Origin of the sequence: Bradyrhizobium sp. BRP23 (assembly GCF_020194135.1) — a bacterium.
In the GTDB taxonomy this organism is placed as follows: Bacteria; Pseudomonadota; Alphaproteobacteria; order Rhizobiales; family Xanthobacteraceae; genus Bradyrhizobium; species Bradyrhizobium yuanmingense.
This window is the reverse complement of sequence record NZ_JADYVW010000003.1, coordinates 552936-576692: the sequence shown is the minus strand read 5'-3', so window position 1 is coordinate 576692 and position 23757 is coordinate 552936. Positions and strand designations below refer to the sequence as shown.

29 protein-coding genes are annotated in these 23757 nt (G+C 64.3%); 22 read left to right on the top strand and 7 right to left on the bottom strand.

Translation table 11 applies throughout. The features are described 5' to 3' along the window. The first annotated feature begins 11 nt into the window (after positions 1–11). Together I6F24_RS10905 and I6F24_RS10900 are read left to right on the top strand one after the other, a co-directional pair. The gene (locus I6F24_RS10905; RefSeq protein WP_036001344.1) at positions 12–467 is read left to right on the top strand and encodes a MarR family transcriptional regulator; all 456 of its coding nucleotides are present in this window, start codon (positions 12–14) and stop codon (positions 465–467) included. A 162-nt stretch (positions 468–629) separates the two neighbouring features. Continuing rightward, entirely contained in the window at positions 630–1019 is a 390-nt protein-coding gene (locus I6F24_RS10900; protein WP_036022340.1) for a hypothetical protein, read from the top strand. Between the two features lie 4 nt (positions 1020–1023). On the opposite strand, the gene I6F24_RS10895 is transcribed toward I6F24_RS10900, so the two are convergent. Further along, positions 1024–1725, bottom strand: coding sequence for a hypothetical protein (locus tag I6F24_RS10895; RefSeq protein ID WP_036022343.1), 702 nt, complete (start codon positions 1723–1725; stop codon positions 1024–1026). A 124-nt stretch (positions 1726–1849) separates the two neighbouring features. After that, positions 1850–3046, bottom strand: coding sequence for an amidohydrolase family protein (locus I6F24_RS10890; RefSeq protein ID WP_036022345.1), 1197 nt, complete (start codon positions 3044–3046; stop codon positions 1850–1852). Positions 3047–3203: 157 nt separating this feature from the next. On the opposite strand from I6F24_RS10890, the gene I6F24_RS10885 reads away from it, so the two are divergent. The 8 genes from I6F24_RS10885 (at position 3204) to I6F24_RS10850 (ending at position 7187) form a co-directional block, all read left to right on the top strand. After that, positions 3204–3977, top strand: coding sequence for a ferredoxin--NADP reductase (locus tag I6F24_RS10885; protein WP_225149448.1), 774 nt, complete (start codon positions 3204–3206; stop codon positions 3975–3977). 191 nt (positions 3978–4168) lie between these two features. Further along, positions 4169–4492, top strand: coding sequence for a hypothetical protein (locus tag I6F24_RS10880; RefSeq protein ID WP_036001330.1), 324 nt, complete (start codon positions 4169–4171; stop codon positions 4490–4492). A 101-nt stretch (positions 4493–4593) separates the two neighbouring features. Next, positions 4594–5865, top strand: a complete 1272-nt coding sequence (locus I6F24_RS10875; protein WP_225149449.1) for a cytochrome P450 — start codon at positions 4594–4596, stop codon at positions 5863–5865. A 146-nt stretch (positions 5866–6011) separates the two neighbouring features. Then, on the top strand, positions 6012–6197 hold the full coding sequence (locus tag I6F24_RS10870) for a hypothetical protein (protein WP_036001413.1): 186 nt from the start codon (positions 6012–6014) through the stop codon (positions 6195–6197). 14 nt (positions 6198–6211) lie between these two features. Next, positions 6212–6412, top strand: a complete 201-nt coding sequence (locus tag I6F24_RS10865) for a hypothetical protein (RefSeq protein ID WP_036001325.1) — start codon at positions 6212–6214, stop codon at positions 6410–6412. 1 nt (position 6413) lies between these two features. Beyond that, positions 6414–6641: a hypothetical protein gene (locus I6F24_RS10860; protein WP_036001323.1), complete on the top strand. Its 228-nt coding sequence runs from the start codon at positions 6414–6416 to the stop codon at positions 6639–6641. A 15-nt stretch (positions 6642–6656) separates the two neighbouring features. After that, positions 6657–6920 carry a hypothetical protein gene (locus I6F24_RS10855; RefSeq protein WP_036001319.1) on the top strand — a complete coding sequence of 88 codons (264 nt, stop codon included), beginning with the start codon at positions 6657–6659 and terminating at the stop codon, positions 6918–6920. A gap of 24 nt (positions 6921–6944) precedes the next feature. After that, a complete protein-coding gene (locus tag I6F24_RS10850) occupies positions 6945–7187 on the top strand; it encodes a hypothetical protein (RefSeq protein ID WP_036001316.1) in 243 nt (80 codons plus the stop codon). A gap of 35 nt (positions 7188–7222) precedes the next feature. Here I6F24_RS10850 and I6F24_RS10845 read toward each other — a convergent pair whose 3' ends face one another. Then, entirely contained in the window at positions 7223–8473 is a 1251-nt protein-coding gene (locus tag I6F24_RS10845) for a DUF763 domain-containing protein (RefSeq protein WP_225149450.1), read from the bottom strand. 126 nt (positions 8474–8599) lie between these two features. Here I6F24_RS10845 and I6F24_RS10840 point away from each other — a divergent pair, with 126 nt between their 5' ends. The 6 genes from I6F24_RS10840 (at position 8600) to I6F24_RS10815 (ending at position 14040) form a co-directional block, all read left to right on the top strand. Then, a complete protein-coding gene (locus tag I6F24_RS10840; RefSeq protein WP_225149451.1) occupies positions 8600–9742 on the top strand; it encodes a mechanosensitive ion channel family protein in 1143 nt (380 codons plus the stop codon). Positions 9743–9826: 84 nt separating this feature from the next. Then, positions 9827–10537 (top strand): TetR family transcriptional regulator, encoded by a 711-nt coding sequence (locus I6F24_RS10835; RefSeq protein WP_036001304.1) that lies wholly within the window; start codon positions 9827–9829, stop codon positions 10535–10537. 31 nt (positions 10538–10568) lie between these two features. Then, complete coding sequence (locus I6F24_RS10830; RefSeq protein WP_225149452.1) at positions 10569–11453, top strand: amidohydrolase family protein; 885 nt, start codon at positions 10569–10571, stop codon at positions 11451–11453. A gap of 75 nt (positions 11454–11528) precedes the next feature. Next, positions 11529–12242: a PIG-L deacetylase family protein gene (locus I6F24_RS10825; protein ID WP_225149453.1), complete on the top strand. Its 714-nt coding sequence runs from the start codon at positions 11529–11531 to the stop codon at positions 12240–12242. After that, on the top strand, positions 12239–13117 hold the full coding sequence (locus I6F24_RS10820) for a hypothetical protein (RefSeq protein ID WP_225149454.1): 879 nt from the start codon (positions 12239–12241) through the stop codon (positions 13115–13117). Before I6F24_RS10825 ends, I6F24_RS10820 begins: the two co-directional genes overlap by 4 nt. Continuing rightward, a complete protein-coding gene (locus I6F24_RS10815) occupies positions 13117–14040 on the top strand; it encodes an NAD(P)-dependent oxidoreductase (protein ID WP_225149455.1) in 924 nt (307 codons plus the stop codon). Before I6F24_RS10820 ends, I6F24_RS10815 begins: the two co-directional genes overlap by 1 nt. Here the strand turns inward: I6F24_RS10815 and I6F24_RS10810 are convergent, their stop codons facing one another. Together I6F24_RS10810 and I6F24_RS10805 are read right to left on the bottom strand one after the other, a co-directional pair. Continuing rightward, complete coding sequence (locus I6F24_RS10810) at positions 14041–14295, bottom strand: hypothetical protein (RefSeq protein WP_346656905.1); 255 nt, start codon at positions 14293–14295, stop codon at positions 14041–14043. It lies immediately after the preceding gene. 264 nt (positions 14296–14559) lie between these two features. Further along, the gene (locus I6F24_RS10805; RefSeq protein ID WP_225149456.1) at positions 14560–15795 is read right to left on the bottom strand and encodes an amidohydrolase family protein; all 1236 of its coding nucleotides are present in this window, start codon (positions 15793–15795) and stop codon (positions 14560–14562) included. A gap of 150 nt (positions 15796–15945) precedes the next feature. Between I6F24_RS10805 and I6F24_RS10800 the strand changes: the two genes are divergently transcribed. Continuing rightward, the gene (locus I6F24_RS10800) at positions 15946–16362 is read left to right on the top strand and encodes a nuclear transport factor 2 family protein (protein WP_036022379.1); all 417 of its coding nucleotides are present in this window, start codon (positions 15946–15948) and stop codon (positions 16360–16362) included. Here I6F24_RS10800 and I6F24_RS10795 read toward each other — a convergent pair. Further along, positions 16359–17117, bottom strand: coding sequence for a GntR family transcriptional regulator (locus tag I6F24_RS10795; protein WP_025035646.1), 759 nt, complete (start codon positions 17115–17117; stop codon positions 16359–16361). The two genes, I6F24_RS10800 and I6F24_RS10795, sit on opposite strands and share 4 nt — an antisense overlap. Before the next feature lie 195 nt (positions 17118–17312). On the opposite strand from I6F24_RS10795, the gene I6F24_RS10790 reads away from it, so the two are divergent. From I6F24_RS10790 to I6F24_RS10770, 5 genes are all read left to right on the top strand, one after another. Then, the gene (locus I6F24_RS10790) at positions 17313–18170 is read left to right on the top strand and encodes an ABC transporter ATP-binding protein (protein ID WP_036001404.1); all 858 of its coding nucleotides are present in this window, start codon (positions 17313–17315) and stop codon (positions 18168–18170) included. Then, positions 18170–18946 carry an ABC transporter permease gene (locus tag I6F24_RS10785; protein ID WP_036001283.1) on the top strand — a complete coding sequence of 259 codons (777 nt, stop codon included), beginning with the start codon at positions 18170–18172 and terminating at the stop codon, positions 18944–18946. The genes I6F24_RS10790 and I6F24_RS10785 overlap by 1 nt, the downstream gene beginning before the upstream one ends. A gap of 39 nt (positions 18947–18985) precedes the next feature. Next, on the top strand, positions 18986–20011 hold the full coding sequence (locus I6F24_RS10780) for an ABC transporter substrate-binding protein (RefSeq protein ID WP_036022384.1): 1026 nt from the start codon (positions 18986–18988) through the stop codon (positions 20009–20011). 16 nt (positions 20012–20027) lie between these two features. After that, positions 20028–21461, top strand: coding sequence for an amidohydrolase family protein (locus I6F24_RS10775; RefSeq protein WP_036022386.1), 1434 nt, complete (start codon positions 20028–20030; stop codon positions 21459–21461). Between the two features lie 129 nt (positions 21462–21590). Further along, on the top strand, positions 21591–22499 hold the full coding sequence (locus I6F24_RS10770) for an amino acid ABC transporter substrate-binding protein (protein ID WP_036022387.1): 909 nt from the start codon (positions 21591–21593) through the stop codon (positions 22497–22499). 21 nt (positions 22500–22520) lie between these two features. Here the strand turns inward: I6F24_RS10770 and I6F24_RS10765 are convergent, their stop codons facing one another. Then, positions 22521–23732 carry an acyl-CoA dehydrogenase family protein gene (locus tag I6F24_RS10765; RefSeq protein WP_225149457.1) on the bottom strand — a complete coding sequence of 404 codons (1212 nt, stop codon included), beginning with the start codon at positions 23730–23732 and terminating at the stop codon, positions 22521–22523. Positions 23733–23757 lie beyond the last annotated feature (25 nt).

The window sequence follows — 23757 nt, the reverse complement described above, 5'->3', positions numbered from 1 at the left end:
GCTGCGAACGGATGGCGAGAAGCGTTGCGGCAAAGAAAAGTGTCAAACCGGCGAAACCGCCTTACGTGCTCGACGAACAGGTTGGCTTCATCCTGCGCCAGGTCTGGCAGCGCCACAGCTCGATCTTCGCCCGCGACATCGGCACCAATCTGACGCCGACGCAATGGGCGGCGCTGTCGAAACTGGCCGAGACCGGGCCGTGCTCGCAGAATCAGCTCGGGCGCCTGACGGCGATGGACGTCGCGACCATCAAGGGCGTGATCGATCGTCTCACCGCGCGCGGCCTCACCGAGACGAGCCAGGATCCCGAGGACGGCCGCCGCCTGCTGGTGAGCCTGACCCGCGCCGGACAGCAGCTTGCCGAAAAGCTGGCGCCGAACGCGCTGGCGATCACCCGCGAGACGCTGGCGCCGCTCGAGGCGAAAGAGCGCGAGACGCTGATGATGCTGCTGAACAAGCTCAGGTGAAGGTTTCGTAGGGCGGGCAGAGCGAAGCGTGCCCGCCATCCTTTCTCGAGTCGCAAAAATCGTGGGCACGGCACTTCGCGCCGTTTGACCACCCTACGGCAGTTGAACAAGGTGCCGGAACTGGCGACTAACCTTGATGAAGGGTTTATCGAGGTTTTGGTCATGAGAGTTGCGACGCGCTTTGCGGTTGTCTTGAGTTTTGCTGCCGTGCTCGTCGGCGAAAGCGCTCCCGCCTTGGCGGCGCAGCCTTACGAAGGCTTCTGGGCCTCGACCAAAAAGGACTGTCGCGACGACGACAGTCCCAACCGCATGAGCATCGAGGGCGGCAATCGCCTGTACTGGTATGAGACGCGGTGCCGCGCCAGCCAGATCACGGCCGACGGAAGGCTCGGCTGGAAAATGAAGCTGGCCTGCGAAGGCGAGGGCGAAAAATTTCGCTCCAATCCTCGCGTCTCTCTCGCTGCGGATGGCAGGCTGGTGATGGACAACGGTCCGGTTGGGCGGGCCAAGCGCCAGACCTATGTGCGCTGTGAGATTGCGAAGAAGCGCTGATCTCTTACGTCTTTCCCGGCCATTTGGCGCGGTAGCGGATTTCGCTGCCGTCACCAAGCCGCCGCCACGTTCCGAATTCCGGCGTATGCGGCGCCCGGGCCGTCAAATCGATCGGATAGATCCGGCTCGGCTGGCCCTGGATGGTGATGGCGAGCTGCCGGTGCGAGGTTCGAAACGCCAGCTCGACTTCGCCGGCGATAACCGCCTGGTCACCATCGCGATAGAACGCGGCCGGACTGACTTCGCCCGGCATGGTGTTGATGTCGGTTTGCAGTTCGATGGTGATGTCCTGCGCCGATGTCGGCACCGTTACTCCCGCCGGAAAGCGGACCTCGAACACGAGCAGGGGATTGGCGCCGTTGCGGTTGAGCCAGGGCGTTGCGGTCGCGTATGCGTACGCAATGTAGGCGCCGAGGCCGGCGGTGCAGAGCAGGGCGACGATGCCGAGCGACTTTAAGCTGTTCCGCGCGACGCCGCCGACGCCTGCGTCCTGCCCTGCATTTTTGCCTGAACGCGTCACGAGCCAATTGGCGAGGACCGCGCCGGCGATTGCACCGGTGGGCGAGTAGACGAACAGTCCCAGCAGACCCGATGTGATCGGGTCCGCACGGTTGCCGACATCGAGCAGAGAAAACAGCACAAAGATCGCGATATAGCCCGCCACCGCGCCAGCCACGCCCACGGCTATCCGTGATGGGTCCTTCATGTCAGCCTCGATGGTCGAACAATGAACTGCCGCCGCCGAGGGCTGCCTGCGTTAGACGCAACAGGCTTGCGACTTGTTCAATGCCTTCGAGGGACGGTGCGAGCGGCGGGCCGCTCCGGCTGCATCACTTCGCCACCACCTCCGGCACCTTGCCGGCGGGCGGCGTGTTGCGGCTGCGCTGGGTGCGGACGATGCCGTCGATGATGGTCATTCCGATGCCGGGGAGATCGCCGAGCTGAACGCTCTCCAGGATGTTCTTGCCCGGCGAGTGCTGGGCCTTGTCCATGATGACGAAGTCGGCGGAGCGGCCGACCTCGATCAGGCCGCAGTCGAGCTGGCGCATCCGGGCGGTGTTGCCGGTGGCAAGGCAGAATGCGATCTCGGCCGGGAGGTCGCCGAGCGAGGACAGCATCGAGACGATGCGCAGAATGCCGAGCGGCTGCACGCCGGAGCCGGCGGGCGCGTCGGTACCAAGGATGACGCGATGCAGGTCGCCCATCTCGCGGGCGGTGCGCAGCGTGAACAGGGCCGAGCGCTCATTGCCGTTGTGCACGAGCTCAAGGCCGCGCTTGCAGCCCTCGCAGATGCAGCGGATCTGGTCGTCGGGCAGGGCGGTGTGGCCGCCGTTGATGTGACCGACCACGTCGGTGTCGGCCTCCAGCACCACGTCCTTGTCGATCAGGCCGGAGCCGGGAATCGAGGGGCCGCCGGTGTGGATGGTGCTCTGGATGCCGTATTTGCGCGCCCAGCCGACCATTTTCCGCGCGGTCGGGCCGTCCTTGACGCCGCCAAGGCCGACCTCGCCGAGCAGCTTGACGCCGTTGGCCGCCATCTCCTTGAAGTCTTCTTCCACCATCTCGCATTCGATCACCGGCGCGCCAGCGTGAACCTTCACGCCGCCGGGGCGCAAGGTCCAGAATGCGCGCTGGGCGAACACGGCCATGGCCTTGAGGCCGACGACGTCGCGGGGGCGGCCAGGCATGTGCACCTCGCCGGCGGAGATCATGGTGGTGACGCCGCCGTGGAGATAGCTGTCGATCCAGTTGATCTGGTTCTGCCGCGGCGTCCAGTCGCCGGCGACAGGGTGGACGTGGCTGTCGATCAGGCCCGGCGCCACCGTGGTGCCGTTGGCGTCGACGATGGTGGTGGCGCCTTCGGTATTGACCTCCTTGAAGCGGCCGATCGCGCTGATCTTGCCGTTCTCGGCGACGATGGTGTCGCCGTCCAGGATCGGCTTTTCCAAAGCGCCGGACAGGATCAGGCCGATATTGCGGATCACCAGCTTCGAGGGTCCGGTGGCCTGGGGTGCGTCATGCGCCATGGAAGGGGCTCCTTATTCCTAACTGCAACGCTTCCGATCTTGGGCAGCCTTGACCGCGGGATCAAGCCGGATTATTCATTAGTATACGAATGATCGTGTACAAACGACGCATAGCTGCCGGCCTCGGAACCGCAATCGACGCGACAGGGAAGGTGAGATGAGCAATTTCAATCAAGAAAGCGTTTTGAGCGTCCACCACTGGACCGATACGCTCTTCTCCTTCAAGACCACCCGCAACCCGACCTTCCGCTTCCGTAACGGCGAATTCACCATGATCGGGCTCAAGGTCGGCGAGAAGCCGCTGCTGCGGGCTTACAGCGTCGCCAGCGCCAATTACGAGGACACGCTGGAATTCTTCTCGATCAAGGTGCCAGACGGACCGCTGACCTCGCGCCTCCAACATCTGAAGGAAGGCGACGAGATCATCGTCAGCCGCAAGGCCACCGGCACACTGGTGATCGACAATCTGGAAGAGGGACGTAACCTCTACCTGATCGGCACCGGCACGGGTCTTGCGCCGTTCCTGAGCGTGATCAAGGATCCCGAGACCTACGAGCGGTTCGAGAAGGTGGTGCTGCTGCACGGCTGTCGGCACGTCAAGGAGCTCGCCTATGGCGAGATGATCACCGAGCATCTGCCGAAGGACGAGCTGCTCGGCGAGTACATCCAGAACCAGCTGATCTACTATCCGACCGTGACGCGCGATCCCTTCCGCAATCGCGGCCGCATCACCGATCTCATCACCTCAGCCAAGCTGTTCGCCGATATCGGCCTGCCGGTGCTGGAAGCTGCCCATGACCGCGTCATGATCTGCGGCAGCCCGGCCCTTGTGGCGGACACCCGCGTCCTCCTGGGTGAGCGCGGCTTCGTCGAGGGCAATCACGGCGAGCCTGCCCAGTTCGTGGTAGAGAAGGCCTTCGCCGAGCGCTGAAGCGTTTTCGAGCGAAGTGGATACCGGTTCGCGTCAAGAAGACCCGCCCAAATAAGAATCTAGGGCCCCGTTGCGGGGGCTCCAGATCCGGAATTTCTGCGCGAGAAGATCGCATTTTCGCCACCGCCGGGGCGTTGCGGCGCCGATTCGGCGCACGATACTATGTGGGACCGAATCAGCGGAGTTCCCACATGGTTGCGGACAGCGACAGCAACATCGCCTGGCACCGGGTTCAGTTGAAGAAGAACCGCGCCGAGCTGAAGGCGCTGGAGACCGCGCGCTTCACGATGGGCGAGATCGCCACCTCGAAGCGCAACGGCCAGACGCAGAAGACGATCGCGGAACTCAAGCGCAAGATCGCACAGTCGGAGCGCGCCATCGCCGATCACGACAAACGGACGCGCCGTCCACTCGCAACCGACCTGCAGAGCCTCAGCAATGGCAGCTGGAGCCATTGGGACGCCTACACCCAACAGCAGCGTAAGAGCGGCCAGCGCTCCTCCGGGCGCGGATAGGCGCGGCTCGCCACGCCTGCGGCCGACGAGCAGACGCACCCTTGCGCCGGCCGCGCCGCGCACCATCTCGGTGATACGCCACCAATCGTTCCGGTGATCACATGACAGCGCGCCTCGATTTCACCAGCGAGGCCTTCTTTCGCGATCCGCCCAAGGCGATCGCGAAATTGCGCATGTTCGCACCCGTGGTCGCGACGCGGTTTCCCATCGTCGGCGATGTCTGGATCACCACGACCCATGACGCCACGGCGCAGGTTCTGAAGGACGGCGCGACCTTCACGTTGCGCAAGGAGGATGGCGACATCGCGGGCTTGCGCTGGTGGATGCCGAGATTCGTCAGGACCATCGCCAACAACATGCTGACGATGGACGAGCCGGATCACACGCGGCTGCGCAGCATCGTCGACGAAGCGTTTCGCCGCCGCGCGATCGTTGCGATGGAGCCGCGCATCCGGGCCATCGCTGACGGTCTGGCCGACGAGCTGTTTGCGCAAGGATCCCCGGCCGATCTGGTCCAGCGCTATGCGCGCATCCTGCCGCTCGCGGTGATCTCGGAGCTGCTCGGCCTGCCGCTCGCAGATCGTCCAAAGTTCATCGCCTGGGCCAACGCGATATCCTCGCTGACGAATGTCGTCAGCTTCTTCCGCCTGCTGTTCACGGTGCGCAAGATGCGCGCCTACCTCGAGCAGCAGTTGCAGATCGCGCGTGTCCAGGGCGGCGAGGGCCTGATTGCCGAGCTGATTCAGGTCGAGCGCGAAGGCGGCCAGATCACGCCGGATGAAATGGTCTCGATGGTGTTTCTGTTGCTCGGGGCGGGATCGGAAACCACCACCCATCTCATCAGCGGTTCCATCTACGAGCTACTCAGGAATCCCGAGCTGCGCGACTGGCTGGAACAGGATTGGAGCCGCGTCGGGCTCGCGGTCGAGGAGTTTCTGCGCTTCGTCTCGCCCGTGCAATTCTCCAAGCCACGCTACGTGCGGCGCGATGTCGAGGTCGAGGGCGTGCGCCTGAAGAAGGGCGATCGCGTCATGGTGATGCTCGCCGCTGCGAACATGGATCCCGCGGTACATGATCGTCCCGAGACCCTCGATCTCGAACGCAAGCCGAACCGCCATATCTCATTCGGCACGGGAATCCACTTCTGCCTCGGCCATCAGCTCGCGCGCATCGAGGCGGCCTGCGCGCTGGAGGCGCTGTTCGTGCGTTGGCCGAAATTGAGTCTTGCCGTCGATGCCGCTGAAATCCGCTGGCGCAAGCGGCCGGGCTTGCGCGCGATCGCGAAGCTTCCTGTCACGGCAGAGGGCCGCGGAACAGAGGCGACTGCACGCAGCGGAACGAGGGGCGATCGTTCCCTCACCGCGGCAAACTGACGTCGGCGGCGCCCTTCGGAAAATCTTTGCCTGTTGTGATCGGCCAGGAACGGTGTGCCGTTCGTGCTGTTGTCATCCCGACATGGCGCGGAGGGGAGTTCCTTGGGCGCATGTCGCAGATCGACGTCTTAACGGGAGACCAGATCATGGCCAGCAAGATGCCACCTGTTCCACCGGACAATCAGAGCCGCAAGGGAACCGGCGATCGCAAGCAGATGTCCGCCGATCAGATGCCGCACGGTCAGGAGCGTGTACAGAATCCAGATCAGCAGGGACAGCAGGGCAACATCAAGCAGAACACGACCAACCAAGGCTATCAGCAAGATCGCTGAGGAGGACGACATTCATGTCGACATCCACGAAGACACCGAACAGCATTCGACAGGGCGGACCCGGCGCCTCGCATGAGAACGCGAAGGCACCGCTTCAGGTGAAGAAGCCGCCGGCGGACGATCCGCAGCGCAGCCACAGCCGGGTTTCCGGCGGCGGTGGCGAGCGCGATTCCCATCACACGCACGACGAGGCCGGAAAGGGCGGAGGCAGGTGACATGGCCAACAAGCAACCCAAGCTGTACGCGCCGACCGAGAAGGACCTGCATGACAACCCCCTGATCGGCGGATCCAAGGGCGTGAACAGGGCAGGCGTTTCGCCTGACGACCTCGAGGACGTCTTGGGCGAGAACACGATCGAAGGCGACGTCGAAAACGACGTGAACGCCGGTGGCGGTATCGACAAGGATGTCGCGCGGAGCGGTTCGCCCCGAAGAGGCCGGTAAGATTGGAGGCCCACAATGCAGGGCAAGAAGACTCACGAACAGCAAGTGCGCATCCTCGAGCGGAAGCCAGATGTTCCGGATGCGCGAGAACTCGAGCAGGCCGCCGGTCATAACCCGCAAGACACGCGCGTCCATCGTGCGAACCCCGAAGCTCGTCACAGCGAGTTTCCAGTGAGCCGCGGCGGTCTCAACCAGGAGAGCGATCACAACAAGCACAACGATCCCGGCCAGAGCGGCCACAAGCCGCCCAAACCGACGACGGCACAACAGAAGCACTAAATCATCCGAAGAGAGGAGAGACTGATGCCTGGTGGGCATGGCAGCAAGACGCACTTCAGATCGGGCATGCATGGCAAGGGCGACGGCACCGGCGCATTGACCGACGTGCCGAAGGAGATGATCGGCGACAACATGGTCCTGTCCAACCGCGACAAGAAACAGCATTCGGACATTCGTGGCATGGACGGCAAGTCCATCCAGACCGAACAATATCAGGACCACGCAGCAAACCGGCTCGATGAGAAGCCGGAGGCCGACGAGACCTGAGAGGACGTTCCTTCCGCCAACTTGCGGACCGGTGTTCAGCCGGTCCGCTTTTTTGTGGGCGCAAGGTCACGCTCCCAGCCGAACACCGAACGGCCATCGAGCTCCGGTGAGGCCGCACGCTCGCCGGCGATGAAAGCCTCGACCGAAGGCCCGCGCGCGGTCCTCTCCAACCGCCGTGCCTGGTCGTCGAGGCGTTTGATCGCCTGCATCTCCTCGTCGCGTCCGAGCTTCGCGTTTCGGATCGCGCCCTTCAGCACCCGGATGGTCTCGTCATAGACCTTGATCGGAACGGGGTAGGGATGCCGGTCCTTGCCGCCATGGGCGAGCGAGAAACGGGCGGGGTCGGTGAAGCGATAGGGCGCGCCGTGCACGACCTCGGCAACCATCGCCAGCGAGCGTACCGTGCGCGCGCCGACGCCCGGCGTCAGCAGCAGCTCCGGGAAATCGACCGGGCCGCGTTCGGCTGCGGCGGCGAGCGTGCCGTGCAGGCGGCGCGCGAACACGTCCTTCGGCCGCACATCATGATGCGCAGGCATGATCAGATGCGGCAGCATGCCTTGCGCCGGCGTGGACGGGGTCCCCGCGAGCCGCTCGAATTCGGAGACGATGCGATCCGGGCCGAGGTCGGAGAGCAGCTCGAGCTGTGCCGTCCGAGATAGATCGGCGCGATGATCGGTGAGATTGACGATCTCCCCCTGCTGCGGCCCGTCGATTGCGCTGTGCGGCGTATCGACAAAGCTCTTCAGTGCCTCGGAGTGCCAGTGATAGCGCCGCGCCTGCCGCTTGTCGCCGTTCATGCCCTGCTGCACCACCGTCCAGTTGCCCTCAGTGGTGACGAAGAAGCCGTGCAGGTAAAGGTCAAAGCCGTCCTGGACTGCGGCGCTGTCGACCTTGGCGACCAGACGGCTGGCCCGGGTCAGCTTGACGCCGTCGAATCCGACGCGGTCGCCGAGCTGCAACAGCTCGTCCGGCGTCTTGCGCGAATGCTGACCGCGACCGCCACAGACGTAAATCCCGAGCTCGTCCTGGAGCGGTCCGAGCCCGCGCTTCAGCGCGCCGATCACGGAGGTGGTGATGCCGGAGGAGTGCCAGTCCATTCCCATCACGGCGCCAAACGACTGGAACCAGAATGGATGCGACAGGCGCTGTAGGAATGCGTCGCGGCCGTAATGAAGCACGATCGCCTGGGTGACGATCGCCCCGAGCGAGGACATGCGACTTGCCAGCCAAGGCGGAACCCGCCCGGTGTGAAGAGGAAGATCGGCGCTGCCGGTTCGTCGAGTCATGGCGACAAGCCTAGCGCAGCTCAGCGACGGTTGCACCTGCGGGATGCTGCATTGCACGGGGCGGGGGAGCGAAGCCGGCCGGGATGCGTTGTGCGGGTTGCGGGAATGCAATGATGGGGACGATCCATGGATTGGCAGGCTCTGACGGCCGATATCGACAGGATGTTCGGCTGGATACCGTCATGGTTCATCGGCCTCACCCTGGTTGCCGGCGCGATCCTTCTTGCCCTGCTCGCCTACCGGGTCGCCACATGGCTGCTCAACCGCGCTTTCGGAACGCGGCTTCCGCTCTTGAGCGTGTTCATCGAGCGCACGGCGGGCCCCGCGCAAATGGCGCTTTGCCTTGCCGCCGTCGCAATGGTGCTGCCGCTGGCGCCGCTCGACGATACGATCCGCACCCCCCTGACGCGGCTGTTCGTCGTGGCCTTCATCGCGCTGATCGGCTGGATCTCGATCCGGATCGTCGACATGAGCGCGGCGCGCTACTTGCAGAACTTTCGCGATGTCACCGAGAATTTCGTCGCGCGCAAGCACGTCACGCAGGTGCGCGTGTTCAAGCGCGTCACCGACACCATCATCGTCATCATCACGGTCTCCGCCGCGCTGATGACGTTCGACTCCGTGAAGCAATACGGAGTCAGCCTGTTCGCCTCCGCAGGTGCTGCCGGCATCATCGTCGGCCTTGCCGCGCGCCCGCTGCTGAGCAATCTGATCGCCGGCCTGCAGATCGCGATCACACAGCCGATCCGCATCGAGGATGCCGTGATCATCGAGAACGAATGGGGCTGGATCGAGGACATCGCCTCGACCTATGTCGTGATCCGGCTGTGGGATTGGCGCCGCATGGTGGTGCCGCTGTCCTACTTCATCGAAAAGCCGTTCCAGAACTGGACGCGCGACACCGCATCCCTCATCGGCGTCGTCGCGCTGCATGTCGACTATCGCGCCGACGTCCCGCGCATCCGACGCTGGCTGGAGGAGGCGGTGAAGCAGTCGAAGCTGTGGGACGGGGAGGTGGTGAATCTCCAGGTGATCGATGCCGATTCGCGCACCATCGAGCTTCGGGCACTGGTCAGTGCCAGGAACGCACCGCAGTCGTGGGACCTGCGCTGCGAGATCAGGGAGAAGCTCATCGCCTTCATCCGCGACGAGATGCCGGAGGCGCTGCCGCGCGACCGCGCCATCCTGATCCCGTCGGGAGACGGAGAGGGCGATCTCGGACTGCGTCCCGTACCGCCGGAGAAGATGCGGGCGAGCGCCAGTCACTGAACGGCGCTTACGCGCCTGCGCCGTCCCGCCATTGCCACGTTCTTGTTGACGAGACCTGATCTTTTGTACGATAGTACAAATCTCATGGTACGCAAGCCCACCAGCAAGGAAGCGGCCCGCAAGCCGAACATGCGCGAGGCGATCCTCGCCGCCGCGGAGGAGCTGTTCGCCACCAACGGCTTCAATGCCGTATCGGTGCGCGACATTGCGCAAGCTGCCGGGGCAAATCCGGGCAGCGTGACCTATCATTTCAAGACCAAGGACGGTTTGCTGCTGGAGATCTACCGGCGTCATTGCGGGCCGATGAATCTGCGCCGTTCCGAGCTGCTCGCGGCCGCAAAGCGCGTGCGCGATCTCCAGGACCGGCTGGAGGCGATCGTTCGGGCCTATGTGGTGCCGGCCTTCACCTCGGGCAGCGATCTCGCCGGCGGCGGGGCGCGTTTCACGCGGCTGCGCGCGGTGATGTCGGCGGAAGGTAACGAGGTCGCGCGAAAGATCATCGCGCAGACCTTCGACGACACCAGCCACGCCTTCATCGACGCGGTGCACGAGAGTCTGCCGCACATTCCGCGCACGGACATCGTCTGGCGCAGCCATTTCCTGCTCGGCGCACTCTATTATTCACTGGTGACGCCGGAACGCGTGTCGCGCCTGTCGCGCGGCGAGGCCGACGGCAGCGATGCCGCTTGCGCCATCGAACAATTGGTGCAGGCCACCGTCGCGGCTTTCCAGGCGCCGGCGCTGGATGAGGCCGCGCCGGCGCGGCGGCGGCCGGTCGTCGCCGGCAAGGCGTGAAGCAAGAAATCTCGCTTCGGCGGTTCACCTCATGACGATGATGTACACGCCGACCATTCCACCGCCCGACCCGAACACGCGCACGCCGAAGTTCAGGCTGCCGAAGTTGTCGTGTGACGCGCATTGCCACATCTTCGGGCCCGGCACGAAATATCCGTACGCGCCGGAGCGTTCCTACACGCCGCCGGATGCGCCGCTGGAGGATTTTCGCGCGCTGCATGCCAAGCTCGGCGTGGAGCGGGCCGTCATCGTCAATGCCAGCGTGCACGGCACCGACAACAGGGTGGCGCTCGATGCGATCGCTGAGAGCAATGGCGCCTACCGTGCCGTCGCCAACATCGATGGCGCCGTCACCGAGCGCGACCTGCGCGTGCTGCATGAGGGCGGTTTTCGCGGCTGCCGTTTCAATTTCGTCCGCCATCTCGGCGGCGTCCCCGACAAGCGCGTGTTCGACCGCATCGTCGCGATGGTCAGGCCGCTCGGCTGGCACATCGATCTGCATTTCGATGCGATCGATCTGCCCGAATATGCCGACATGCTGACGAGGCTGCCGCTGACCTACACCATCGACCATATGGGCCGGGTGAAGGCGGGGGACGGGCTCGACCAGCTGCCGTTCAAGATCCTGATCGAGCTGATGCAGCGCGATGACAAGTGCTGGGTGAAGATTTGCGGCTCGGAGCGGGTGTCCTCTATCGGTCCGCCGTTCACCGATGCGGTGCCGTTCGCGCGAGAGATCGTCGAGACCGCGCCGGATCGCGTCATCTGGGGCACGGACTGGCCGCATCCCAACGTCGGGGTGATGCCGAATGACGGCGATCTCGTCGATTTGATCCCGCTGTTCGCGCCGGAGCCGGAGCTGCAGACGAAGATTCTGGTCGACAATCCCGCGCGCCTGTTCGGGTTCGAGGCGTGACGACGTCATCGCGACCGGCACGCTGGGAGGACATGTGCTGTGGACGCATGCATACGAAACAAAAAGGAGTAGCCCATGAAAACAGGCCTCGTCGTCACCGCCCATCCCGGCGATTTCGTCTGGCGCGCCGGCGGCGCCATCGCGCTGCATGCGAAGAAAGGTTATCGCGTGAAGATCGTGTGCCTGTCCTTTGGCGAGCGCGGCGAGAGCCAGTTCGCCTGGAAGGAGCAGGGTGCGACGCTGGAATCGGTCAAGGCCGGCCGCAAGGACGAAGCGGAGCGGGCAGCCAGGCTGCTGGGTGCCGAAATCGAGTTCTTCGATTGCGGTGACTATCCGCTGAAGCTCACCGAGGCGCATTTCGACCGCATGGTGGATATCTACCACGAGCTCAATCCGAGCTTCGTCCTGACGCATGCGCTGGAAGACCCCTATAATTTCGACCATCCGAACGCGGCGCATTTCGCGCAGGAGACGCGCGTGGTCGCGCAGGCCATGGGCCACAAGCCCGGCGCGCCGTACAAATATTCGGCGCCGCCGGTGTTCCTGTTCGAGCCGCACCAGCCCGAGCAGTGCAACTACAAGCCGGACACGATCCTCAAAATCGACGAGGTCTGGAAGGAGAAATACGAGGCGTTCCAGATTCTCGCCGCGCAAAAACATCTCTGGGGCTATTACGAGCGCGTCGCGCTCAACCGCGGCATCCAGGGCAGCCGCAACACCGGCGTGCCCATGACCTATGGCGAGGCCTATCAGCGCCTGTTCCCGACGGTTGCGGACGAGCTGGCATGACGCCGGTCCGCAACATCAAGCTGAAGGCCGTGCTCGGCAGTCACCACCATGTGCAGGCGGTGAAGAGCGGGGCGCTCCGTTCCGACCTGTTCGATCTCGATTTCATCGAATACACGCCGACCAACACGGCGTTCAAGCCGATGGTGCGCGAGCAGGCCTTCGACGTCTGCGAGATGGCGATCGTCACCTATCTGATGGCGAAAGCGCACGCCAAGCCGCTGGTGCTGCTGCCGGCGACCATGCTCGGCCGCTTCCAGCATTCCTACGCTCTCTATAATCCCGCGCATGGGACGCTCGGGCCCACCGATCTCGAAGGCAAGCGTGTCGGCATCCGCTCCTTCACGACCACGACGGGCGCCTGGATCAGGGGCATCCTCGCCAACGATTACGGCGTCGATCTCGACAGGATCCGCTGGATCACCTTCGAGGATCCGCACGTCGCCGAGTATGTCGACACCACGGAGCGCGCCCCGAAGGACAAGAAGATCCTCCAGATGTTGCTCGACGGCGAGCTCGATGCCGTCCTCGGCGAGACCTCCGATGATCCCAGGCTGAAGCCGCTGTTTCCCGATCCGGCCACGGAGGCCGCCAGATGGTATGCGCGACGTGGCGTGGTCCCGGTCAACCATCTCGTGGTCGTGACCGAGAGCCTGGCGAAATCGCGCCCCGACGTGGTCGCCGGCGTCTATGATCTGCTCAAGCGCAACAAGGCCCAGACGGGAGCGACGGCAACGCCGGACCTCGTTCCGTATGGGATCGAGGCCAACAGAAAACCGCTCGAGCTGATCATCGACTACGCATTCCAGCAGGCGCTGATTCCGCGCCGCTATACGGTCGATGAGCTCTTCGACGAGACGACACGAGGGCTGAACTGATGGCAGGTGATCCCAGGCGCTGGCAGATCGGGTTGGTCGGCTATGGCGAGGTCGGCAGGATACTGGCTGAGGATTTGCGCCAGCAGGACATCAAAGTCTCAGCCTACGATATCAAGCTCGGAGGCGAGCAGGGTGTGCCGCTGCAGGAGCATGCGGCGAAATTCGCTGTCGCTCTTGCGACCTCTCACGCCGAGCTGACCGCGAAATCCGACTTCATCATCTCCGCCGTCACGGCGAGCCAGGCCGTGCCGGTCGCAGAGGCCTGTGCGACGGCGATCAACCAGGGCACCTGGTTTCTCGATTTCAACTCGGCCTCTCCCGGCGCCAAGCAGCGCGCGGCGGCGCTGATCGACGGTGCCGCCGGGCGCTATGTCGAGGGCGCGGTGATGACCTCGGTGCCGCCTTATCGCATCAAGGTGCCCTTGCTGCTCGGCGGACCCGGCGCGAGAGAGCTCGAGCCGCTGCTGAACGCGATCGGTTTCGCGGCCAAGGTTGCCAGTGACAAGCTCGGCGTGTCCTCGGCCGTCAAAATGTGCCGCAGCATCATGATCAAGGGCCTGGAGGCCATGGTCATCGAGAGCTTCACGACAGCGCGCGCCTATGGTGTCGAGGATGCGGTGTTGCCTTCGCTTGCGGAGACGTTCCCCGGGATCGATTGGGAGGAGCTGGGCGCCTATTGCTTCCAGCGCGTGATCGAGCACGGCCGCCGCCGGGCCGAAGAGGTGCGGGAGGTTGCCGAGACCGTGCGGGAGGCGGGGCTGACGCCATGGTCGGCGCAAGGCACGGCCGAGCGGCAGGCCTGGATGGCTGATCTCGCCGATGAGGGGCTGTTCGGGTTGAGGGGCAGCGGGGAGTTCGCCCGCAGTGCGGACTGGCGCACCGAGGCCGACCGGATCCTCGCCAGGATCAATCGGACGAAATAGTCAGCTCAGGATCGGATCGCGGGATTCGAAGCTCACGACCTGGTCGCGCGCGCGTTCGATCAGGTCGATCAGATTGCGGGATTTACGGACGAGCTGCTCCGTGGCCGGCTGGGTGCGGAACTCCGCCAGCACGGCGCGAACGCACTTGCTGGCGGCATCGAGCGTCCAGAGCGTACGGTTCACGTCGGCCTGGGTCCGGATGGCCGAGATGTCGAGACCCGAGAGAACGTGGCCGATGCCGTCCAGCCGCTTCACCGCCGTATCGGTCGGCGTTCGGGGCGGGACGGAATCATCGATACTGGTGAATGCGCTGAACAGACTCATACTTCCCCACTGAACGCAGATGGTCAGTGCACGTCGTAGTTATGGCGGCGCGGCCTGCCTCGCAATGCGTTGAGCTACGGTCCGGGATTCTACCGAACTCGGGTCGGCGCGGACCGGCGGTAAAATCGAACTGCCGTGGCCCCGCGGCCGATCAGGTTGGCGCGCGATGCCCGAAATATCGGCCGCCAAACGCGCTCAGCTCTTGAACAGGGTCGGCCGCGGCCGTGCAAATGTCTGCCGGCCGCGCTTGAAGCCCATCAGGACGTCAGGCAGCTCGGCAATGGCGAATCGGCTGTCCTTGGTATCGAGCACGATCAGATCGGCGGGATTGCCGACCTCGATGCCGTAGTCGGCGAGGTTCATCAGCCGGGCCGGCAGCTCGGTCACGAGGTCCAGGCAGGTGTCGAAGTCGCGGACCGAGGCGTGCGCGACGTTGGCGTAGAAGTTCGCCATCCGCAGCAGCGAGGCATCGCCGAACGGCGTGAAGGGATTGAGCACGTTGTTGGTCGCGACCGAGCAGAGCACGCCGTCGCCGGCAAGCTTGTGGGCGAGGGTCAGCCCGCGCGGCGCGTTGTGCGTGGCCTCGCGCCCCATCAGATAGAGATCGGTCGCGGGCAGGACGGTGACCGCAACGCCTGACCTTGCCAGTTGCGCAGTGGCCGCCTTCATCCGTTCGGGGGGCAAGGCCGACAGTTTCGTGGCATGGCCGATCGCGACGCGTCCGCCATAATTGCGCTGCTCGGTCTGGCGGCAGACCTCGTCGAGATGCCACCAGGAGGGATCGAGGTCGAAGTCGAGATGGAGGTCGACGTCGATGTCGAATTCCCCGGCAAGGTCGAAGATGCGCGCAAGGTGCGCGTTCGGGTCGGTGTCCATGTAGGGGCAGCCGCCGATGGCTTCACCACCCTCGCGAAGCGCCTGGATCAGCAGCTCCTCCGCTCCGGGATCGTTGGTGAGGCCTTCCTGCGGGAAGACGCAGAGCTCGAGATCGATCGCCCAGGCGTAATCGCGCTTCAGCGCCTTGACCGCCTCGAAGCCGCGGAGGCCGATGCGGGGGTCGATCTCGACATGCGTGCGCATGCGCGTCGTGCCGTTGACGATGGCGCGTTCGAGCACGCTTGCGCCGCGCGCGTAGACGTCCTCGATCGTGAAATCCTTCTTCATCCCGGCGACGGCGCGGATCGCCTCCGAGACGCTGCCGTGATCGTGGCCGCAGCGGCCGAGCAGGCAGGCCTTGTCGAGATGGATGTGGGTGTCGACGAAGCCGGGCAGGGCGAGGAGGCCGTCAACGTCGACCTCGGCGGCCTCGCAGGCCAGCTTTGGCGCGATCGCGGCGATGCGGCCGTCCTTCACCCCGATATCGACCGGTGCGGCGGAAGAGCGCAACAGCGCGTTGCGGAAGATCAGGTCGAAAGCGGCTTGGGTAGTCATGGCGTTGGATTCAGCTGCAGCAGCCTAGCCGAAGCCATCGGAGCGGGCAGCTCCAGATTGTGTGCAGTGCTGAGGCCGTATTGTCTAAAAAATGTGCATGCACTTTGAGGCCCGGATTGTAAAATAGCGGCGTCCCAAGAGAACCCCGCGATGTCTACTGCGGCAAAACCCGAAAGCCCGATGACCGACGCCGAGATTGTCGAGGCCTATCTTACCGCTTCGATGATACCGGATCCCGACGCCGCTGCGGCCTATATGAAGCCGGGCACGGTGATCACGTTCACCGGCGGGCGCGCGTTCGACCATCCGCGCGGGCCGACCGGCTTCAACGCGAAACGCTATCGCTGGGTCAAGAAGAAGATGGACCGGTTCGACGTCTGCCCGGGCGCGGACGAGACCGTCGTCTACAGCGTCGGCACGCTCTATGGCGAATGGATGGACGGCACGCCGTTCGAGGGCAACCGCTATGTCGATCGCTTCGTCGTGAGGGACGGGCAGATCGTGAAGATGGATGTCTGGAACGACAGCGCCGAGCGCATCCTCGTCCAGCGCGGCATCGAGGCTTAGCCCCTCCGCGCGATTTTCGGCAGCTTGACGACGCGATTGCTCGTCACCTCGTCCGCATAGGGTGCGAGGATGTCGAGCAGATCGCGGCCACGCTGCGGAGTGGGAGCGACCAGCGCACGATTGGCCACCGAATCCAGGTGATGATGCATCAATTCCATCACCTTGGCCGCATCGCCCTTGGCAAGCGCCGCGATAATGGCGCGGTGCTCGTTGATGGCGCATTCGGTGGAATGCGGCCGGCTGTACAGCGACAGCGTCAGGCAGCAGCGATAGGCGACCTCGCTGACATAGCGCACCAGAATCGGGCTGTTCGTCATATGGGCGAGCAGAATGTGGAATTCGGTGGCGAGTCGGATCGACACCGCATCCGTGCCGCCGCGGGCGCGATCCTCGGCATCGACATGGGCGTTCAGCTCGGCGATCTGCGCCTTGGTCAGCTTGCCCGCGAGCTGGCGCACGACGAGGCGTTCGAGCTCGATGCGGATGTCGAAGGCATCGCGCGCCTCCTGCCAGCTCGGCGTCGCCACCACGGCGATCCGGTTGCGGCGGAGCTCGACCAGGCCTTCGGCGGCGAGTTGACCTAGCGCATGGCGGGCAATGGTGCGGCTGACGCCGAAACGTTCGCCGAGCGCATCTTCCGGCAGCTTGGCGCCGGGCTCCAGCGCCTGCTCGATGATGGCGCGCCGGAGCGCGCGGCAGATCACGCTGACCTTGTCCGACGATTCAGAAGTCTTGCTGCTGGCGCGCGCCGCCATCGGCGAATCCCATGGGAGTGACAATCTCTCTTTAGCACAGGCTCGCGCCGATTGTGCGCTCCAATTGCATGCAGTTTGGCCTCCGGACTGCCTAAATCGAATCCGGCGGTTTGGCACGGATTTCGGCTAGGCCTTTGATTTCGCGGGGCTCGATCGCTGGCATCCAGCTTGCATGCACTTTTTTCCGTGATGCGCATGCAACCCAACGCCCAGTTCGACGGCCAGCCCGTTCCCGAAGGCTCTGCGACGATCGCCATCGAGCTGTCGGAGGCCTCGGTGACCTTCGGGCGCGGCGACCGCGCCGTGCCTGCTTTGTCGAAGACCACGCTCAAGATCGCCGACGGCGAGTTTGTCGCATTGGTCGGCCCGTCCGGATGCGGCAAATCGACCATATTGCGTCTCGTCAGCGGCCTGGTGCAGCCGACCAGCGGCGTCGTCATTGTCGGCGGCCGCGAGGTGGCGGCCCGGGCGATGCGGGTCGGCATGGCCTTCCAGAACCCGACCATGCTGCCGTGGATGACGATCGAGCGGAATATCATGCTGCCGCTGAAGATCGTCGAGCCGTTCCGCTCGAAGTTCCGCAAGCTGCGCAAGACCGAATTCCGCGACAAGGCCAATGCGCTGCTGGAGCAGGTCGGCCTCAAAGGGTTCGGCAACCGCTATCCCTGGCAGCTCTCCGGCGGCATGCTCCAGCGCGCCAATCTCTGCCGTGCGCTGATCCACGAGCCGCGCATGCTGCTGCTCGACGAGCCCTTCGGCGCGCTCGACCAGTTCACCCGCGAGGAGCTATGGGCGATCCTCCAGAATCTCTGGATGACGCACAAGCCAACCGTGCTGCTGGTGACGCACGATCTGCGCGAGGCCGGTTTTCTCGCCAGTCGTATCTGCGTGATGAGCGCGCGTCCCGGCCGCATCCTCGACGACAGCCGCGTGGAGTTCGCGCGGCCGCGCACCGTGGCGATGACCTTTGAGCCGGATTTCGTCGCGCTGAACCAGAAGCTGCGCGCCTTCATCGAGGATGCGCGCAGCGCCGCTGAGCAGGGGGCAGGCTGATGTTCGGGATCGATGTCAGGCAGAAAGCGTGGTCGGCGGGGCTGATCGTGCTGTTCTTCGTCGCCTGGGAGCTGTTCTGCCTGATGACCGGCATGTCCGATCTGGTGCTGCCGCGGCCCTCGCAGGTCTTCGTGACGCTGGTCCAGCGCTTCCCGGTGCTGTGGCCGCACATCGTGCAGACGCTCGCCACCACTATGCTCGGCTTCGTGCTTGGCGTCGCGCTCGGCGTCGCCCTCGGCGCGATCATCGGCGTGTCGAAGACGGCCTACGACACTTGCTATCCGCTGCTGATCGGCTTCTCCTCGATCCCCAAGGTCGCGGTGGTGCCGATCTTCGTGCTGTGGTTCGGCTCCGGCACGGTGCCGGCGGTGCTGACTGCGCTGTCGATCTGCTTCTTCCCGATCGTGGTCAATATCGCGACGGGACTTGCCACCACGGAGCCCGAGCTCGAGGACGTCTTGAAGGCGCTCGGCGCCAGCAAGCTCGATATCCTCTGGAATGTCGGTCTGCCGCGCACCATGCCGTTCTTCTTTGCTTCGCTGAAGGTCGCGATCTCCTACGCCTTCGTCGGCGCGGTGCTGTCGGAGACGGTCGCCTCCAACCGCGGCATCGGCAACGTCATGATGACCGCGTCCTCCAATTTCAACGTGCCGCTGGTGTTCGCGGGCTTGTTCGTGCTCGCCGGGCTCGGTGTCGCGCTCTACGTCGTGTTCTCGCTGATCGAAGGACAGGTCACCGGCTGGGCCACGCGCAAGAACGACGTGATCGCCACCTGATTTCTTGAACCGTCACGCAACGAAGCTGAGGAGGTCTCGATGTTGAGGAAGTTAACCGCCGCGCTGCTTGGATTGGCGCTATCCGCAGGCGCCGCCACCGCGCAGGAGACCACGATCAAGTTCACGCTAGGCTGGAAAACCCAGGGCAGCGACGCTGCCTTCTTCTATGCCAAGGACAACGGCTTCTTCAAAGAGGAAGGCCTCAACGTCGTCATCGATCAGGGCGAGGGCTCCGGCGCCACCGTCACGCGCGTGATGTCGGGCGCCTATGACGCCGGCTTCGGCGACGTCAACGCCATCATCCAGAACGCCTCGACCAAGCCGCAGGAGGCGCCCGTCATGGTCTACATGATGTGGAACCAGCCGCCGTTCGCCATCGTCGCCAAGAAGAGCAGCGGCATCAACACCATCAAGGATTTCGAAGGCCGCACGCTCGGCGGTGCGCAGGGCACGCCGACCACGCGCTTGTTGCCGGTGTTCACCCGCAAGAACGGGCTCGACGGCGAGAAGATCAAGATCTCCAACATGGCGCCGAACCTGCAGGAGCCGATGCTGATCAAGGGCGACATCGATGCGGCCCTCGTCTTCAACATCACCAGCTATTTCAATCTGGTGCTCAACCGCCAGGATCCGGACAAGGACTTCAAATGGTTCTCCTTCGGTGAATATGGCCTCGATCTCTACTCCAACGGCGTGATGGTCTCCCGCAAGCTGATCGCCTCGAATCCGAAGGCCGTGGCGGGCCTGGTGCGCGCCATCAACAAGGGTGCGATCGCGATCGCCAAGGACCAGAATGCCGGCATGAAGGCGGCACTGAACTACGACAACCTCATCAACGCCGAGGTGGAGAAGCGCCGGCTGCAATATTCCTTCGAGAAGCTGATCGTCTCGTCCGAGATGAAGGAGATCGGCATCGGCGACATCAAGGACGACCGGATGACGCGCGCGATCGGCATCGTGGTCGAGGGCTATCAGCTCGCCCGTGCGCCGACGCCGGCGGAGGTGTTCTCGCGCGAATTCCTGCCGCCGCGCGCGGAGCGGGAACTGGTGTACACTGCCAACTGAGATTGGAGGAACAGCCATGGCCACGGCGATCTCGGCAACCAGCCTGTTCCGTGGCCCTGACCGTGGCGTCAGCGAGAACGTCGTGCTGCGGCACGACGAGGGCGTCATCACCGAAATCTCGGAAGGAGCGGGGCCGGCGCCTCGCTCCTTCGTCATCCCTGCCTTCGTCAACGCCCATGATCATGCCCGTGCCACGGCGTCGTCCTTCGGTGCGGTCGGCATGCCCCTGGAAAGCTGGATTTTGCGAACCGCGCTGGGCTCGCCGGTCGATCCCTATCTGACAGCCGTCTCGGCATTGGCCCGTTCCGCCAAGGCAGGCTGCGCGGCGATGATGGTCCATTACACGCGTCCGAGCGGGACGATGCCGCTGCTGGACGAGGCCAAGGCCATCGCGAAAGCCGCATCCGAGGTCGGGATTCGCATGGCGTTTGCAATGGCGGTGCGCGACCAGAACCCCGTCGTCTACGGTGATGCCGAGCCGGTGCTTTCAGGGCTTCCCGGGGACGATCGCAAGACGATCGAGGATCTCTTCGTTCGCGCGCCGCTGTCGCCGAAGGCCTATATCGAGCTGACCGATGCGATTGCCGCAGCCATCGCCGGACCGATGGTCGACGTGCAGCTCGGGCCCGCCGGCGTGCAATGGTGCTCGAAGCCGCTGCTGGAGGCCGTCGCGGAGAACTCCGCACGGACCGGTCGCCGCATTCACATGCATCTGTTGGAAACAGTTTATCAGCGCGCCTGGGCCGACCAGCACTTTCCGGACATGGTGCGCTGGCTTCGCGATGTCGGCTTTCTCTCCGGGCGGCTGACGCTGGCGCATTGCATTCACGCCCGTCCCGAAGAGCTCGAGATGATCGCGGCCTCCGGCGCGCGCATCGTCACCAATTTCAGCTCGAACATGCATCTGCGTTCGGGCCTCGCCCCGATCGCCGCCGCGCACAGATGCGGCTGCGCCATTGCCGTCGGCGTCGACGGCCTGGCGCTGGACGAGGATGACGACATCCTGCGCGAGATGCGGCTGGTGCAGATGGTCCACGGCGGCCTCGGCTTCAAGGCGACATGGACGCCGGCCGAGATGTTTTCGCTCGCCATCCGCAACGGACGCCATGCGACCGGGGCGCCCGGGAATGGTGAGCTCGCGGCGGGCAATCCCGCCGACTACGTCGTGATCGATCTTGACCGGCTGGATCGAGACCAGATCATGTCGGTTGACCCGATGGCGCTGCTGTTCGCGCGCGGCAATGCGTCGCTGGTAAAGGAGGTGGTCGTCGCCGGCAGGACGATCGCGCGGGACGGGGTCTGCACGGGCGTCGACCTTCCGGCCATCGAGCGCGAATCGCGGGCGATGTACCGCGCCAATGTCGGCAAGCTCGACAGCTTCCGGCGGATGTGGCCGTCCCTGTCGGATCGGTTGAGGGGCTGGTTCGAGCAGCAGCTGACGTGCCAGTGAAGCAGCGTCCGTTTGGCCAGTATTGAAAAGCGCGATAGCTGGTAGTCGCTGTCCCGTCTGGCGGACGCTGCATGTGTCGGTTATCACCCCCCTCGCGATAAGGCCGACGACCCCATTGAGGAGCAACTGATGCGTCTACCCGTTCTTTTCCTTGCCCTGACAAGTCTTGCAGGCGCGGCGTCAGCCGAAGACCTCGCGGGCACGCTCCAGAAGATCAAGGAGACCAAGAAGATCACGCTGGGCTATCAGGAGGCCTCCGTCCCATTCAGCTATCTCGACGGCAACCAGAAGCCGGTCGGCTTTGCCATGGACATCTGCCTCCGTATCGTCGAAGCCGTGAAGAAGCAGCTCGGCATATCAGACATTTCGGTCGAGACTGTCGCGGTGACGTCCTCGAACCGGATTCCTTTGATGGTCAACGGCACGCTCGACCTGCATTGCTCGGCGACCACCAACAATGCCGACCGCCAGAAGCAGGTCGCCTTCACCAACACGCACTTCCTCAGCGCGACGCGGTTCGCGGCCAGGAAGGCGGCGAGCATCAAGACCATCGACGATCTCAAGGGCAAGGCGGTCACGGCGGTCGCGGGATCTGTGAACCTGACGCAGCTCGCCAAGGTCAACACCGAGCGCAATCTCGGCATCAACATCATGCCGGCCAAGGACCAGGCCGAGGCCTTCCTGCTGCTGGAGACCGACCGCGCCCAGGCCTATGCGCTCGACGACGTCCAGCTCGCGGTCGCGATCGCGCGGTCGAAGGAGCCGCAAGCTTACATGATCAGCGAGGAGGCGTTCTCCAAGCCCGAGCCCTACGGCATCATGCTGCGGCGAGAGGATGCGCCGTTCAAGGCGCTCGCCGATCGCGCCACCGCGGAGCTTTATGCCAGCCCCGAGATCGAGGTGCTCTACAAGAAATGGCTGCAATCGCCGACGCCGCCGAACGGCCTCAACTATAACGTCCCAATGTCATCGGCCTTGCGCAACGCCTTCAAGAAACCGAGCTCGAGCGCCGATCCTGACGTCTATGTGGTGAACTGAAGCGAAGGAAGAGCGCCCTTCTTACGTGTTCGAGTATTTCTTCAGCTCGAGCCGCGCGATCTGGTTGCGATGGACCTCATCGGGTCCATCGGCAAGTCGCAGCAAGCGCGCGGTGGCGTAGGCCTGCGTCAGGCCGAAATCGTTCGAGGTGCCGCCGCCGCCATGGGCCTGAATGGCCCAGTCGATGATCTGACAGGCCATGTTGGGCACGGCGACCTTGATCATTGCGATCTCTGCCTTCGCCACCTTGTTGCCGACCGTGTCCATCGCATGGGCCGCGTTCAGCGTCAGTAGCCGCGCCTGCTCGATCATGATGCGCGCCTCCGCAATGCGCTCCTGCGTCACCGTCTGCTCCGAGACCGGCTTGCCGAAGGCGACCCGGCTCCGCACGCGGCGGCACATCTTCTCCAGCGTGCGTTCGGAAAGGCCGATCAGCCGCATGCAATGATGGATGCGGCCGGGCCCGAGACGGCCCTGCGCAATCTCGAAGCCGCGGCCCTCGCCGAGCAGCATGTTCTCCTTGGGCACGCGCACATTGGTGAACACCACTTCGGAGGCGCGGTCGGGCACTCCGTAGAAGCCGAACACGGGCAGGGGACGCTTGACCTCGATGCCCGGCGTGTCCATCGGCACCAGGATCATGGATTGCTGCTTGTGACGGTCGGGATTGTCGGGGTCGGTCTTGCCCATGAAGATGCAGATCTTGCAGCGCGGGTCGGTCGCGTTGGTGGTGTACCATTTGCGCCCGTTGATGACGTAATGGTCCCCGTCGCGTACGATCGAGCTCTCGATGTTGGTCGCATCGGATGATGCGACCGCCGGCTCGGTCATGGCGAAGCAGGAGCGGATTTCGCCCGCGAGCAGCGGCTTCAGCCAGCGCTCCTTGTCCTGCTCGCTGCCGTAACGCTCCAGCACCTCCATGTTGCCGGTGTCGGGCGCCGAGCAGTTGAAGACTTCAGGAGCAAGGTGCGAACGGCCCATCACCTCGCACAGTGGCGCGTATTCGAGATTGGAGAGGCCCGCGCCGTGATCGCTCTCGGGCAGAAACAGATTCCACAGCCCCTCCGCGCGCGCCAGCGGCTTAAGCTCCTCGACGACCGGATAGACCTTCCACGGCCCGAGCTCTTCAGCCTCGCGGTAGAAGCGCTCCTCGTTCGGATAGATGTGCCGGTCCATGAAGCTTTCGAGCCTGCGCTTGAGCTCGACGACTTTTGGCGACATCGGATAGAGCATTTTCTGGTCTCCTTGATCGACGGCG